The organism is Flavobacterium sp. (assembly GCF_035760125.1).
Lineage (GTDB): Bacteria > Bacteroidota > Bacteroidia > Flavobacteriales > Flavobacteriaceae > Flavobacterium.
Genome location: NZ_DASTTN010000247.1, coordinates 1 through 14424, shown reverse-complemented (window position 1 = coordinate 14424; position 14424 = coordinate 1). Strand labels below are relative to the sequence as shown.

Here is a 14424-nt window from a genome sequence, read left to right as displayed (position 1 = left end):
ATCATCAATTAAGCATTAAAAAATAATAACAAATAATAACAATAAAAAAACAAATAAAATGTCAACAAAAGCAACTTGGGCAATAGACCCAGCACACTCAGAAATTGGATTTAAAGTAAAACACATGATGTTTACTAATGTGTCGGGAAATTTTACACAATTTGATGCTGCCGTAGAAACAGAATCAGACAGTTTTGACAATGCTAAATTCAGTTTTAAAGGAGTAACCGATTCGATTACCACTGGAAACAAAGATCGCGATGCGCATTTATTAAGTCCAGATTTCTTTGACGCGGCCACTTTTCCTGAAATTACTTTCACCTCAACTGGTTTTTCAAAAATCAATGAAGGAGAATTTGAATTAACCGGAGATTTAACCCTTCACGGAATTACAAAACCTGTTCAATTAAATACTGAATTTGGTGGTTTGGCAAAAGATCCGTGGGGAAATACCAAAGCTGGACTTTCTATCACTGGAAAAATTAATAGAAAAGATTGGGGTTTAAACTGGAATTCTGCTTTAGAAACTGGAGGAGTTCTAGTTGGTGAAGAAATTAAATTAAATTTTGAATTACAATTCATCAAACAATAAGTAAATTATTAATCATTGAAAAAGCGCTGTAAGTATCTTAACGAATACAAACAGCGCTTTTTTTTTATAATGTTCCCGAAAATACAATTCCAATTCCTGCAATGGTATGAATTTGATTGTAATCAATCATGGCATCTCCATATCCGTGAAAAAACTGACCATACCCTTTTAGATTTTTATATATAGGGAAAGTCCAATCGAACTCAACACTGCCATGATTATCATCGCCAAACCGCAAAGAATGCTGCGCCTTCAATGTCAATAAATGTTTCTTTAATCTATAATTAAAAAGAATGCTTCCTCTGCCCATGTAATCTTCGATATCCGGGTTTTCTGTAATCTCGGTGGCAAACCATGTTCTAACAATTAAACTCCACTGATTGTTTTCAAAACCGGCATGCAAGATAAATCGATTCCAACTTCGGGTAAATTTGTGTCCCTCCCTCCCATTTGACTGATGGTTAAATGCAAACCCAAGCATTTTCATCTTCAAAAAATCAAATTTTACAGGATAGTTAAAAATAATTTCCGGTTCATAATTGGTTTCCCTAAAAGGCCTTGAAAATTCCGCATTATAAACTTGCCAATACGATTTTTGAGTATAACCCAACCATAATGCGCCTCTTCCAAAAATTCTTTGGGCTAATTTGGTTTTGAAACTGAACTGCATTGTGGCTTCCACATTGTCCAATTGGATTTCTTCATTAGTTACAGCAGGATCAACTGGCGCTGTTTCAAAAGGAACTGCACGTCTATGGCTTGAAAACCGGAATGGCATTATGTAAATAGGCTTATAGGCCGTTAATAAAAAGGTTTCACTATTGCTATCAGGTTCCAATTCCCACATTTTATCGAGCGTCTGATAGGAATCCATTCTTTTAAAAATTGACGATGATTGTCCCATTAAAGAAAAGGTTGCAAACAAAGAAAGAACTAGTATTTGTACTGTTTTTACGAAATGATTTTTCATGATTTCTCCTTTTTTTTTTTTTAATACCCTAAAGGTAATCCAATTCATCTTTTCAAAATAGCATCATATTTTAACAATGCTTTTTTGGTTCATTTTTTTGTTTTATACCCAAATTCCCGAAAGAGCTTTGCTTTCAATATCCTTTGCGAATAATGGCGTTTCTTCCTGATTATGCGCTGATAGATTTTGCTCCATAATAGCTTTAATGGGATTCAAATCGGTAACGCCGGCTGCTTTGAGTAAGGACAAAAATTCATCCGTCATTAAAACCTTCACTTGGTTTATGAATTCACAACTTTTATCGGTACGTTTTTCAACTTTGAGTTCCCAGATTACACCCAGTTTGGTTCTTCCCGCAGGAGAAAAGGAATCTGATATTGAGCTTACCCTACAATGATCTTTCTCTCCAACTTCTTCAATGTAATTTTGTATCAAAAGATTATCGGCTACCTGTTCAACATTTATGGACATTCGCTTACCATCTACCGAAATCGAACTGCCCGCAGCAATATGTGCCGATGAACACGCTTGATACTCATGGCTTTTTAACGTGAACATCCATTCTGTGAGATCAATCGTTTCTATCGAGGCATTAATGACAGCTGTAGCACTGCTTTCTGAAATCACTTCCATGACTTTACGATTTTGGAGTATTTATAAACTCCTCCGTTGAGAGTATTGCATGTCCATAGTTTGGAAAAGTAATTTCAACCGTAACCCGAATTTCTTCCCAATTGAATGCTGCAATACCATCTTTAATCAAAGTTACATGATAACCCAATTCCACTCCATATCTAGCAGTAGAATCGATACAGGTATTTGCTCTCATCCCCGCAAGTATAATGTGGTCTATGTTATGCATTCGAAGAAGAAAATCAAGATCGGTATTGGCAAAACCGCTACCCGTCCAATGGTTTTGGGCAATAAGATCTCCCAGTTCCGGTTGAAGTTCTGGATGAAATTGGGCTCCCCAGCTATTTTTTTCAAATAAAACTACATTCTTGCTCCCCAAATGGGAAGGTGAAAGAAACCGCCAATTCAAATAATCCCCTTCGGTGGTGTGATGGTGTGGAGCATAAATAATTTGTATTTTTCGTTCTCTGGCACCCGCTATCAACTTTTTAAGGTTTTGCACCAAAGAAATCCCCTCCACAGTTTCTTTCGTTAGAGGATATAGTTTTCCTCCTTCGGAAAGAAAATCGTTAAACGGGTCAATCAATATCAACGCCGTTTTAGAATAAGTACTTGCATCCATTCTTGTTTGTTTTTAAGTTATATACCTGAATTGCGGTTAAAATCATAATAGCAAAAAAAGCAAAATATTTCCCCTTAGCCCCGATTGCAGTGAAAATCATTATGTGCCGTCTCGTCCCAAAAGACGAGAGGTACATAATATTGCAACGGAAAGCGGGACGATATTTCCTGAAAAAGCCTAGTCGTTCTGCTCCGAAAAATAATTGAACTCAGGTTGGTTATATCAGGATTTAATAAAATCCAGTATGTCTAAATTAACAGTATCTGCATCTGTTGTTGGGATTCCGTGGCATAAACCGGGATAGGTAATCAATTTTCCGTTTTTCAAAAGTTCGGCGGCCTTTAAGGCAGTAGTTGCATAAGGAACGATTTGGTCGTCTTCGCCGTGCAGGACAAGTACGGGAACGTCAACGCTTTTTAGGTCTTCGGTAAAATTGGTTTCCGAAAATGCTTTTATACAATCATAATGAGCTTTGATGCCTCCCATCATTCCCTGGCGCCACCAATTGTCCTGAATTCCTTTTTTTATGTTGGCTCCTTCCCGATTGTAGCCGTAAAACGGAAAAGTGATGTCGTGATAAAATTGCTGTCTGTTATTGGCGGTATTAAAACGAATATCATCAAACACGGCCAAAGGAACTCCGTTAGGATTGTTTTCGTCCACAATCATATACGGTGTAACTGCACTAATAAGCACTACTTTTGCGACCCTATCTTTACCGTATTTTGCAACATATCGTATGGCTTCACCTCCTCCGGTTGAATGTCCTATGTGTATGGCATTCTTCAAGTCCAAAAAAGCAGTAAGTTCTGCAACATCTGCCGCATAAGTGTCCATTTCATTGCCTGTATACGTTTGGGTAGATCTTCCGTGTCCGCGTCTGTCGTGCGCAATCACTCTATATCCCTGTTCTAGGAAAAAATACATTTGTGCATCCCAATCGTCGGCAGTCAATGGCCAACCGTGATGAAAGAAAATGGGCTGTCCTGTTCCCCAATCTTTATAATAAATCTCTGTTCCGTCTTTTACTGTAATCGTGCTCATTTTAGTTTTTTTTTATGGTTATTAATAGTTTTTAATTTTTTATAGGTTTTCATACCAATCCAAAATATAGTCGGCAACATTTTCCCATCCACTTTCTCCACAGATGAAGTGACTTTTACCTTCAAAAATCTTCAAATCAACCCGACTTTTTTTGTCTTTGTATTTGTTTGCCAAAGTCGTTGTAAGCGAAGGAGGAAAAATATTGTCGCTGCCGCCGCCAATAAACAAAATGGGTTCGTGCGGTTTACCGAAATCAATATTGGAAAAAGAATTCAACACCAATTCACGGCTTACTTTATAGCTTTCGGGTACAGCAAAATTTTTAAAAGCATCTGCTCTTTCTGCTACAGCTGTTGTATTAAAAAAACATTTGTCATACCAGTCGCGACTTCCCATAAAATATTTACTGGAAGAAAAAAAGCCAAAAGCCGGCAATACTGATTTCAATGTTGCAAATGGAGGAAATACATTCTTTGGTGGAGCACCGTCAATACTTACGGCAGCTCCTGCCTTACCCATTTCCAGCAATTTCATTGCTGCCATCCCTGCCATTGAATGTCCAATAATCAATGGTTTTTCGGGTAAAGTATTAATGAGTTTCACAATGTTTTCAACCACATCTATAAATCCGGTTTCAATAAGACCAGGGTGGACTCGGTTTCTTAAGTCTGTAGGGATTCCTTCGTGACCCGGGTTAGCGGGTGTGTACACGGTATATCCCTTTTCTTCATAACGGCTTTTCCACTTTGCCCAACTTAGGTTATTTACAAAGTTTCCGTGTATGAGAATAATGGATTTTGATTTTGTCATAATCTTATTTTTTTAATAGTTGATAGTAGTTTATAAAAAGTGTATATCCCTTGCTTTAGAGCTTCCATTTATGATTTCAAATTGTTATTTGTAGAGCCATTTTTTTATGAGTCTAGTATACGGTGGCATTAACAGATATACCATAATGAATACTATTATCCCTGAAACTAAAAATGAATCGATATAGCGATTTTGAGGAAAATCAAAATTTCTTAATAACGGTAATATGAGCATTGGAATGAATGTTGCCAATGGGAATATTGCTGACCAGGTCACAAAATATTGTTTCCAACGAACAGGTATTTTTGCATTCTCATTTTCTGATAGGAAAAGGAAATCCAAACCGCTTTTTATATAGAATTTGTCTTCTTTCGCAAAAAATGGCAAAGCTTTCTCAATCAGTCTCTTCCTCTCTTTTGATTCCATCCACTTTTTGAGATTTTCAATAGTGTCAAATCGAAGAATAACCGTAAAAGTATAGGTCAAATTAGGAATAGGGCGAATAATTTGCCAATCTAAAAATCCAATTGAATTTTTACTTACAGGAGTAATTTCCATTAGCCAATTTTCATATTCCTGCTCTTTCCCACTCAAAACATTGTGAGTGATTACAACTGTTGCGCCTTGATTTTCCATTTGCAAAGGGAATATTGATTATATAATTAATTTGCAGTTGCCATAAAGTTAATGCTAACTTCTGGGTTGGTTTCATTTAGTGGTCAACTGAATGAAATTAGCAATATATTTTGCCGAAAGCTCTGGAAATTGATGTTGCGGACCATGACCAGCGAACGGGAAAACAATAATCTGTGTAGTAGGTAGCTCCCGAAGCATTGCAAACCAATTTTCTACTGCAAATGTGATATCATTATCACCAGATATGACCAAAATAGGGGTTGCTGTAGTTTTGAGCTGCTCTCTGAATTTTAATTTGTCTTCTCTCAGACCAGCTCCTCCTGCAAAATAAAGCTGAAAAACATCCATAGTGCTAGGAATTTTAGAGACATCAATTCTTTTGGCAATCCTGTCATGAGATAATTTGGCCGCTTTTACACTGGCTTCCGAATTGGGTTCAAAGAATAAAATAACCTCATCATTAAAATCATTAATCGGTTTCAGGGCGCATTCCAAAAAAACTGGTTTCGGTTGGATTTCATTATGTCCCGTAGGATTTGTTCCAATTAATATGCTATGCGTAATCAATTCAGGGTATTGCAGCGTTGCAACCTGAGCAACCAAACCTCCATATGACCATCCTAGAACGGTAATGCTTTTCAATTCAAGGAATTCAGCCAAGTCTTTAACATCTGTCGCAACATTCACGATATCGGTGGGTAAAGTCCCGGATGATGAACCAATTCCTGTATAATCGAATGTGACCACATTGAAATTTTCTGCGAGGCTGTCCAGAAATAAAGGATCCCAAGTGTCCAAAGTTCCGCGAAAGCGATTTACCAAAATAATCGTATCTCCATTACCAATGGAACGATACGCAATCTTTTTCCCTTTTGTTTCTGCAAATTGAGTTTTAGAATTAACAGCATCGTTTGCTTCGGTTTGCAATGCTGTCACTGACAAAAAAATATTAGCTGACTTCATAATTTAAAATATTTAATTACTATTCTGATACTAACTGTTTTGATACCAAATCAAAATCATTTTTACGATTTATAATCTTTAAAAAATAAACCAATCATTATGCCTAAAACAATAAACTCTTTATTTACAGCATCTCCGATGATTTTTCAATTTTATTTATTAGCCACATTTCGCTAATTACTGCGGTATATCGTGATATTTAGAAGAACTATTGAAATAATAAAACGATAGATTCCAACTTTAGATATGTTTTTTATGATAGCTATAAAAAATAACACCTATGTTTATTCATATATTTACTAATATTAAAATACTCAACAACAAATGCTTATACAATTATGAAACAGCTTTATTGTTTTTATCTCCTGCTCTTTGTTACTTTTTCTTCTTTTGCTCAAATACCTTCTTCAACAGCCAACTATGACTTAAAGAAGAAAAGATTATTGATCCAGTTTTGCTCGATGTTTTTATATGGAAAAAATCAAGGAAAAATAGATGAAGACAGTTCTGCAGTATTAGCCGCTAAAGCTTATAATTTACCCGTTTCCCTAAGTTATGATGAGGGATATAATGATGGAAATCCTTTAATTGGTAGTGAACTTATAGAAAAAGGAAATATCAATGCTGTAAAAAGGCTTTTGGCCAGAGCGAAAGGTATTGATAGGGTTAAATTGTTACTTCAACTAGGGAGTTTTTATCTTTTTAAACCAGGAACAAAACCTGATGATCTTCAAAATGCATTTACCAACATTCAGGAAGCAGTTCAGATTAGCAATCAGCTTAAAATTCAAAAATGGCAACATCAAAGTTTAATGCTACTGGGAAAATTTTATGCCCAAACGAATAATATCGCTGAAAGCAAAAACTGCTTCACAAAAGTGGTAAAAGAATGTCAAAAACAAAATGATCAAAAAGCTTTAGCCGATGCATTGGCCAATCAGGCCGAATTTCTACCCAATTCTGACCCTCAAAAAGAGGCACTCTTGAATGAAGTTATAAAGCGTTATACAACTTTAGGCTTGGAAGAGAAAAAAATAGAACTGCATATGCGATTAATAACCGTTCATTACTGGACTGGAAATACCAAGCTGGCCCTCAAAGAATTTTATCAAAGTTTATATTACCAAAGAAAAGCGGGTTTCAAGCATACACATTTTACCGAAGCAACCATTTCCTATATCGAGCTGCTGTCATACAACACAAAAAGCGCATTGTATTATGCTTTAAAAAGTATAAAAACAATGGAATCAATCAATGATTATAATTTTGCCGACATTTTTTACTTGCGTTTTGGAAACGTCTATCTGGCACTTGGTCATTATAAAGAAGCGCTAGATTTGTATAAAAAAAGTATCGAAGCAGGTCATCAAAACATCAATAGTGGCGGTTCGTACAGGAGTTTTGTTAGTCTCGTCGCGGCTTTGTCTTCGGTAGGAAAAACGCGGGAAGCTCTTGATTATATCAATTCGATGACAGCAAATTATCCGCCAACAAATCCTTTTGACAAAATGATTATAAGCAATACCAAAGCCAATTGTTATGACATATTAAATAATTATCCTTTGGCAGACAAGCATTATAAAGAAATGGATCGTTATGCACAACAGCTTACTGGACCGGCAACATTGTTTGATGTTTTAAACGCCTATTCGGCAATGACTGCTTTTTATGCTCGCAGACACCAGGCCAAGGAAGCTAAGTTTTATGCCGATAAAATTCTGGCGCTATCCAAAGTCAATAACAGACATTATACTTCTGAAAATCTTGAAATTTCACAGTCTATAACTGATTCGCTAAGCGGCAACTACCTCTCTGCATTTAAGCACTATCAAAATTTTAAAAAGATTAGAGATTCTATTGTGGACTTTACAAAAAACAAACAAATTGAAGAATTAAAAATTCAATATGAAACTTTAAATAAAGAACAAAAAATCAAACTGTTAAACGACCAGTCGAAACTGCAGAAAAGCGAATTGCAAAAGTCCAAATTATTGAATACCCTGTCAATTTGGAGTGTAGCGTTATTATTGATTGTCATTGGTTTACTTTACAACAGATACCGACTAAAACAACAAAACAATATTAAACTGGAGTTCAAGGAAAAAGAAATCAATCAGAAAAACAATAATCTGAGACATTTACTCGATGAAAAAGAATGGCTAATGAAAGAGATTCACCATCGTGTAAAAAACAATCTCCAAACGGTAATCAGCCTGTTGAATTCGCAATCGGCTTATTTGGATAATGATATGGCTTTGTCGGCCATTAAAAACAGCCAGCATAGAATTCATTCGATGTCTTTGATTCATCAAAAACTATATAATTCAGAAAATATTTCGACAATTAATATGCCTAATTATATCAAAGAATTGGTCGAATATTTAAAAGAATCTTTTAATCTTGGGCAAAGAATCCGATTTGAAATTAAAGTTGCCCCTTTGGAATTAGATGTTGCCCATGCAGTTCCGCTAGGGCTAATTTTGAATGAAGCCATAACGAATTCAATCAAATATGCTTTTCCGGATGACCGCAATGGAATAATTTCCGTGAGTCTCGAAATAACTGCAGAAAAGCATTATCGGATAAGCATTTCGGATAATGGAATTGGAATTGACCCCAATTTCGGTTCCAAAAAAGTCAATTCATTTGGGATGAGTTTAATCAAAGGATTAAGTGATGATTTAGAAGGAAAATTTACAATGGAAAGCCACAATGGAACAACATTAAAAATTGATTTTTTATCGGATTTTCCTACTGACAAAAAGAATAGAAATGACCCGGAATAAGAAATGCTTCTCCTAAAACCGGGTCAATAAAAATTATCCTTCATAATCTGTTGAGAATGTAAGTTCTTTATTCTTTTCAATTTCTGTTTTCAGTGAATCAATTTTATAATTGGCAAACTGATAGGCATCAGATCCGGTAAGCATACGAAGCGGCGGTTCAGGATTCTGGGTAATACTTATAATTAATGCCGCTACTTTTTCAGGATCACCTAATTGTTTGCCCGGAAGATCCTGCTGATGGTTGCGTACACCTTCACGAATATCTGTATACGCGTCAATTGGATTAGTTGGTGCTATTAAAGAACCACTGTTTAAGAAATTCGTACGTACATAACCTGGTTCGATAATCGTTACGTTTATTCCGAAAGCCTTAACCTCTTGTGAAAGCGCTTCAGAAATAGCTTCAACGGCAAATTTAGTGCTGCAGTATATTCCCCAGCCTGCTCCTGCAATCAAACCAAAAACGGATGAAAGATTAATTATATGTCCAAATTTACTCGTGCGCATATGAGGCAAAACAGCCCTGGTCACATTAAGCAAACCAAATACATTAATATCAAAATTGGCACGAACTTCCAAATCAGAACTCTCTTCTATTCCGCCAATTAAACCATATCCTGCGTTATTTACCAGAAAATCTATTGCACCAAATCGAGTTATAGTTTCGTTTACTGCCTGTTTTACACTTTCTTCATTAATTAAGTTTACTTCCAAAGGCAAAAATTGCGGCGTTGAAAAACCAATTGCATTTTTTAGCGTTTCTATGTTTCGGGCTGTGGCAGCCACATTGAAACCTTGTGCCAATAATTGCTTTACCAAAATAAGCCCTATTCCTTGAGAAGTTCCTGTAACAAACCAAGTTTTATTTTCATTTTTCATATCCTGTGTCATTTAAAGATTAAATCTGTTTAATGCTTAACCATCTGGCGCGCGTATTGCACACCTACGCCATAACCGCCGGCATACTTAACCACCAGATCGTTTACAGGCTTATACGTTGCCTGTCTTGACCAGTCTCTTTGAAGTTCCAAAAGATATTGAAGCGAAGTCATCGGGTGTGCACCAGCCTGAACCATACGCGTTATGGCTTGTTCGTGCGCTTCTTTGCTCACGTCCCCACAGGCATCGGTAATCACGTACACATCAAAACCTTCGGCAATTGCCGACAAAACTGGGCCAACAATACATACACTCGTCCATAATCCGCCTAAAACTAGTTTTTTCTTATTTTTTCCAACGATGGCTTTATACGCATTTACATCTTCCCAAGTATTCATAGTCGTACGATCAACGTAGGTCGATTCTGGGTACAATTCAAGAATTTCTGGAAAGACCGGGCCGCTAAATGATTTTTCGGCTACTGTTGTAACCACCGTAGGAATTTCAAAAATTTTTGAAGCCCCGGCAATCAATGCCGTATTATTTCTTAACTGGTCTATGGGTATACTAGTGGTTGCAAAAGCCATCTGTCCTTCATAATCGATAAGTACCAACGCGTGATTTGTAGGGTTCAACAAAGCTGGCCCAGGTTTTTGTGAAAATCCTGAAATGGCAGATAAAATTAATGCTGCCGTAAGTGAAAATTTTTTCATGGTTAATAAAGTTTATAGTTAATAATTATTTTTAAAATCAATTCACATAATTTAATTTGTGATTTAAAAATTCAGCTGCATCGTAATTCCCGTAAAGAAAATATCCTTACCCGTTCCTGAAGCTTTGATATAATCTCCTGCTTTAAACCAAGTCCCTTCAACCCGGAAATATAAATATTGATTGGGCTGCCAGACTATTTCGCTCTCCAGTTGACCACCAATTTCCTTGCTTGTTGTTGTATCTCCGGGATAAATCAGCGATACATTTGGAGCATAGATACCATCCTTGCTGCTGTATCTCCAAAACATATCATAATCAATTCCCCATTCAATATTTTTAGCAAGTTCAAAGTTCAAAGAGGGATGAAAATCGATAAGATTCGAAGGTCCAATTACGGATGCCAGTCCAAAATAAGAGCCTCTTGGAAAAAGCGGATTAAAAGTTTCCAATCCATTATCGCCCACTTCCCTATCTCCGCTTATCACTTCTATTTTGCAACCAATTTCAGGATGAAACTTTACTGTATTTAAACGATAACCCAAATTGAGCGAAGCAGTCCAAGCATTGATATCTTTTGAATCAAAATCACCAAACTGAAAAAGTGTTTCTCCATCGTATCGCCAATCTTCAGATTTTCCCCAAATGCGAGTTCCTACTGAATGTCGGTTTTCCTTCCCAGCTCCATCATTAAAAACGGCATGAGCTCTTTCATAACCTAGATAATAAACATCAATATTTTTAATAAAAGGAACTTTATTGACCACTAGGTAACTTCCCCAAAACTGCTTGTCTTTATTGGAATCATCATCAAAAATTCCATCGTGGGCCACAACATAATGGCTGTAAAAGAAATCGGCCGAATAGTTGTTTTTTGAAGCTATAACTTTAACTCCATCAAAAGATTGGCGATTATTTGGCCCGTCTCTCAAAGCGACCAAACGCTGCGATCCATAGGTCATTTCTTGTCTTCCCACTCTTAAAATCAACCTCTTATTAGCTTCATTTATAATATTAAAATCAGCAAAAACCTGATGCACTTCGAGCGGATTCTGGTCGACTGGACTTGGGTCAATTCGTCCGTCGGCCAAACTGCTTTGCGTTTGTATAAATGTTCTAAAATATTTGCCAGCATGAAAATCGGCGTGAAATAAATACCTGCTCAATATATACCCGTCATTATCTTGAGGTCCATCTCCCCAGTTTTCATTTTTAGCATAGAAATATTGATATCTGACACTTCCTCCAAAACTGATGTAGATATTTTTGGAAGAAGACATCGGCATAAATTTCATTGTTTTATACCAATCATTTTGCAAAGTATCCTTTTTTAAAAAACTGTAATTTTCATCAAACCGAAGTGATTTAAAATTTGGATATTGCTGCCCTAAACAGGATAATGAAATCAATAAAACCAGTATCAGAATCATCTTTTTCATATGAGAATATTTAATAGTTACTCGTTCTCCTAATGATTATTTGTTGCCGTTTTGTTTGATGTCCTTATACGCATTGGGAACATTGAAGTTAAAATGCAACCAGTTAAAAAGTTCGTATCCCTTATTGAACTCTTTCATCGTGACAGTCGCTTTGGTTTCGTCAAGCGTAAGTCCCTTTTTTACAGCATTTTCAACATTAGTTTTCAAAGCCGAAACATAATCGATCGTGTATTTTATCCCCGCTTTGTTTGTAATGCGTCCGTGTCCGGGAACAACAATATCACTATCCGAAATCATATTATAAATGGTGTTCAGGTTATTTACTGGTTCCAAAAAATAACCGTCAAACAACCACGGAATGGCAGGACTCTCTGCTATAAATGGATTTCCTGCCCATAATACATTTTTCGAAGGAGATTTTAAAAAAACAAAAAGATCTGCAGGTGATTGAGCTGTGCCTACATTGATTAATTCGACGATATTACCATTTCCCATATCAATTTTGAGATTTTGATTTTTTGAAATAGTAATATCTGCAGCTCGATACACACTTTCTTCAATTCCTCTTCCTTTGCCAAAAAGCATAATCATAAACTGCTTGATATTATCATAGTTTTTGGATAGGTTATCTTTGCAGAATTCGTTCTGGATGATAATTGTCTCCTTAGGAAGCAAATAATTTCCAAAACAATGATCACCGTGATCACTTGTATTTACGGCATAGACAATCGGTTTGTTGGTAACTGATCGGATTAACTTATAAAGTTGATCGTACAGCACTTTGCTGAGCATCGTTTCAATAACCAAAACCCCTTTATCGCCAACAATAAACCCTGCGGAAGTGGCCTGCGGAATACCTTTGGCAGTTTCGCTTTCGACTGTGGAAGGTAAAACTGCGTATGCATTATCGGTGATTTTAAATAGCTTTAAGGTTACTTTATTGGCATCCCAAATCGGTACGTGATCCGGCATGGGAAACTGTGCATACCCAATGCCATTTATAAACAAACACAATACGATTGCAATTCCTGAAATTAATTTATGATATTTCATGATTTTAAGTTTATTAGATTGTTTCACTTAATGTTTATTTTTGGTATCCCCCGAAATATTTAACAGGTGACCAATCCGGAATTACGGGAGGAATCGCAGGATCCAGAGCTTTAAAATCTCTCGCTCCATAAACCACTTTCCCATTTACAATTGTCAAATCCGATTCGATACTTCTAACATTTTCAGGAGAAATCGTAAAATAATCATCCGATAAAATCGACAAGTCGGCATACATTCCTTTTATCAATTTTCCTTTTTCATTTTCTTCACCAGAAAACCAAGCACTTCCCGAGGTATATAATTTTAGTGCCGTAAATTTGTCAAGAACCTGATCTTTTGGCCAAAACTGCATTCCACCTAAAGTTTTACCTGTAATGAGCCAATGCATCGCCATCCAAGGATTATAAGTTGAAATACGGGTAGCATCTGTTCCCATTCCGACAGGAATTCCCATTTCGAGCATTTTTTTGATGGGAGGCAATTGCGCTTTTGGAGTTCCATACATTTTTTGATACAACTCCCCTTGAAAATACATTCTAAATTGAACCGCAATTCCGCCATTGAGTTTCTTCACCCTTTCGAGTTCTTGGGGTGTAATCGTCTCGGCATGGTCGAAAAACCAACGCAGACCGTTAAACGGAATTTCTTTGTTTACTTTCTCAAAAACATTCAGCATTCGGTCAATGGATTCACCATAAGTGGCGTGTAATCTAAAAGGCCATCTATTTTTGACAAGTAAGCGAATAATGGGTTCGAGATCTCCTTCCATTTGATCAGAAAGGACAATTCTAGGTTCCAAGAAATTTTCAAAATCTGCCGCGGATGCCACAATATTTTCTCCGGCTCCTTCTTCGGTATAACCATTTGCAACCAAAAGATTGTCATTTTTGTTAATCAAAGTTTCGGCCACCCATTTTTCATAATCTTGAAGCTCTTTCCCTTTTTGCTGTGCAAACAGATAATAGGAGATTCGGAGATTTAGTTTACCTTGCTTTGCCAATTCCATTGAAGTTCCATAATCTGCAGGGAAATTTTGCCCACCTCCCGCAGCATCAACCACAGATGTCAAACCAAACCGATTCAGCTCCCTATTAAACTGCAACGAACTATTGATTCTTTCCTCGGGAGTTAGTTTTGTGGTCAAGCCTAAAGTGGTATAAATCGCTTTTGGGGTTTCTTTGGCAAACATTAATCCAGTTAGATTTCCGTCTTTGTCTTGCTCCAAAACACTGCCTTCGTAATGCGTGTCTTTGGTATAACCCAAAACCTCAATTCCTTTTTTGTTC

The 14424-nt window shown here is 36.5% G+C and carries 14 protein-coding genes; 2 read left to right on the top strand and 12 right to left on the bottom strand.

Features of this window, described 5'->3' with window-relative positions:
- Positions 1 to 58 precede the first annotated feature (58 nt).
- Complete coding sequence (locus VFS71_RS08965) at positions 59 to 592, top strand: YceI family protein (protein WP_326400727.1); 534 nt, start codon at positions 59 to 61, stop codon at positions 590 to 592.
- 64 nt (positions 593 to 656) lie between these two features.
- Here the strand turns inward: VFS71_RS08965 and VFS71_RS08960 are convergent, their stop codons facing one another.
- The 7 genes from VFS71_RS08960 to VFS71_RS08930 form a co-directional block, all read right to left on the bottom strand.
- Complete coding sequence (locus VFS71_RS08960) at positions 657 to 1562, bottom strand: phospholipase A (protein ID WP_326400726.1); 906 nt, start codon at positions 1560 to 1562, stop codon at positions 657 to 659.
- A 102-nt stretch (positions 1563 to 1664) separates the two neighbouring features.
- Positions 1665 to 2195 (bottom strand): hypothetical protein, encoded by a 531-nt coding sequence (locus VFS71_RS08955; RefSeq protein WP_326400725.1) that lies wholly within the window; start codon positions 2193 to 2195, stop codon positions 1665 to 1667.
- A 4-nt stretch (positions 2196 to 2199) separates the two neighbouring features.
- Positions 2200 to 2817 (bottom strand): isochorismatase family cysteine hydrolase, encoded by a 618-nt coding sequence (locus VFS71_RS08950; protein WP_326400723.1) that lies wholly within the window; start codon positions 2815 to 2817, stop codon positions 2200 to 2202.
- Between the two features lie 222 nt (positions 2818 to 3039).
- A complete protein-coding gene (locus VFS71_RS08945; RefSeq protein ID WP_326400721.1) occupies positions 3040 to 3861 on the bottom strand; it encodes an alpha/beta hydrolase in 822 nt (273 codons plus the stop codon).
- Between the two features lie 39 nt (positions 3862 to 3900).
- Positions 3901 to 4671 (bottom strand): alpha/beta hydrolase, encoded by a 771-nt coding sequence (locus tag VFS71_RS08940; RefSeq protein WP_326400719.1) that lies wholly within the window; start codon positions 4669 to 4671, stop codon positions 3901 to 3903.
- 84 nt (positions 4672 to 4755) lie between these two features.
- Positions 4756 to 5307 (bottom strand): antibiotic biosynthesis monooxygenase, encoded by a 552-nt coding sequence (locus VFS71_RS08935; protein WP_326400718.1) that lies wholly within the window; start codon positions 5305 to 5307, stop codon positions 4756 to 4758.
- Positions 5308 to 5379: 72 nt separating this feature from the next.
- The gene (locus VFS71_RS08930) at positions 5380 to 6270 is read right to left on the bottom strand and encodes an alpha/beta hydrolase (protein ID WP_326400716.1); all 891 of its coding nucleotides are present in this window, start codon (positions 6268 to 6270) and stop codon (positions 5380 to 5382) included.
- Between the two features lie 338 nt (positions 6271 to 6608).
- Here VFS71_RS08930 and VFS71_RS08925 point away from each other — a divergent pair, with 338 nt between their 5' ends.
- Complete coding sequence (locus VFS71_RS08925) at positions 6609 to 9056, top strand: histidine kinase dimerization/phosphoacceptor domain -containing protein (protein ID WP_326400714.1); 2448 nt, start codon at positions 6609 to 6611, stop codon at positions 9054 to 9056.
- A 33-nt stretch (positions 9057 to 9089) separates the two neighbouring features.
- Here VFS71_RS08925 and VFS71_RS08920 read toward each other — a convergent pair whose 3' ends face one another.
- The 5 genes from VFS71_RS08920 to VFS71_RS08900 form a co-directional block, all read right to left on the bottom strand.
- Positions 9090 to 9935, bottom strand: coding sequence for an SDR family NAD(P)-dependent oxidoreductase (locus VFS71_RS08920; RefSeq protein WP_326400713.1), 846 nt, complete (start codon positions 9933 to 9935; stop codon positions 9090 to 9092).
- A gap of 29 nt (positions 9936 to 9964) precedes the next feature.
- Positions 9965 to 10648, bottom strand: a complete 684-nt coding sequence (locus VFS71_RS08915; protein WP_326400711.1) for a hydrolase — start codon at positions 10646 to 10648, stop codon at positions 9965 to 9967.
- A 63-nt stretch (positions 10649 to 10711) separates the two neighbouring features.
- Complete coding sequence (locus VFS71_RS08910; protein WP_326400709.1) at positions 10712 to 12085, bottom strand: alginate export family protein; 1374 nt, start codon at positions 12083 to 12085, stop codon at positions 10712 to 10714.
- A gap of 36 nt (positions 12086 to 12121) precedes the next feature.
- A complete protein-coding gene (locus VFS71_RS08905) occupies positions 12122 to 13138 on the bottom strand; it encodes an MBL fold metallo-hydrolase (RefSeq protein ID WP_326400707.1) in 1017 nt (338 codons plus the stop codon).
- Between the two features lie 34 nt (positions 13139 to 13172).
- Positions 13173 to 14424 (bottom strand): amidohydrolase family protein (locus VFS71_RS08900; RefSeq protein ID WP_326400705.1); only part of this gene is annotated, 1252 nt, incomplete at its 5' end.

What these genes read in the sequence shown, in the direction of transcription:
- VFS71_RS08965 (WP_326400727.1), top strand. Translation starts at nt 59, where the DNA reads ATGTCAACAAAAGCAACTTGGGCAATAGACCCAGCACACTCAGAAATT.
- VFS71_RS08960 (WP_326400726.1), bottom strand. Translation starts at nt 1,562, where the DNA reads ATGAAAAATCATTTCGTAAAAACAGTACAAATACTAGTTCTTTCTTTG.
- VFS71_RS08955 (WP_326400725.1), bottom strand. Translation starts at nt 2,195, where the DNA reads ATGGAAGTGATTTCAGAAAGCAGTGCTACAGCTGTCATTAATGCCTCG.
- VFS71_RS08950 (WP_326400723.1), bottom strand. Translation starts at nt 2,817, where the DNA reads ATGGATGCAAGTACTTATTCTAAAACGGCGTTGATATTGATTGACCCG.
- VFS71_RS08945 (WP_326400721.1), bottom strand. Translation starts at nt 3,861, where the DNA reads ATGAGCACGATTACAGTAAAAGACGGAACAGAGATTTATTATAAAGAT.
- VFS71_RS08940 (WP_326400719.1), bottom strand. Translation starts at nt 4,671, where the DNA reads ATGACAAAATCAAAATCCATTATTCTCATACACGGAAACTTTGTAAAT.
- VFS71_RS08935 (WP_326400718.1), bottom strand. Translation starts at nt 5,307, where the DNA reads ATGGAAAATCAAGGCGCAACAGTTGTAATCACTCACAATGTTTTGAGT.
- VFS71_RS08930 (WP_326400716.1), bottom strand. Translation starts at nt 6,270, where the DNA reads ATGAAGTCAGCTAATATTTTTTTGTCAGTGACAGCATTGCAAACCGAA.
- VFS71_RS08925 (WP_326400714.1), top strand. Translation starts at nt 6,609, where the DNA reads ATGAAACAGCTTTATTGTTTTTATCTCCTGCTCTTTGTTACTTTTTCT.
- VFS71_RS08920 (WP_326400713.1), bottom strand. Translation starts at nt 9,935, where the DNA reads ATGAAAAATGAAAATAAAACTTGGTTTGTTACAGGAACTTCTCAAGGA.
- VFS71_RS08915 (WP_326400711.1), bottom strand. Translation starts at nt 10,648, where the DNA reads ATGAAAAAATTTTCACTTACGGCAGCATTAATTTTATCTGCCATTTCA.
- VFS71_RS08910 (WP_326400709.1), bottom strand. Translation starts at nt 12,085, where the DNA reads ATGAAAAAGATGATTCTGATACTGGTTTTATTGATTTCATTATCCTGT.
- VFS71_RS08905 (WP_326400707.1), bottom strand. Translation starts at nt 13,138, where the DNA reads ATGAAATATCATAAATTAATTTCAGGAATTGCAATCGTATTGTGTTTG.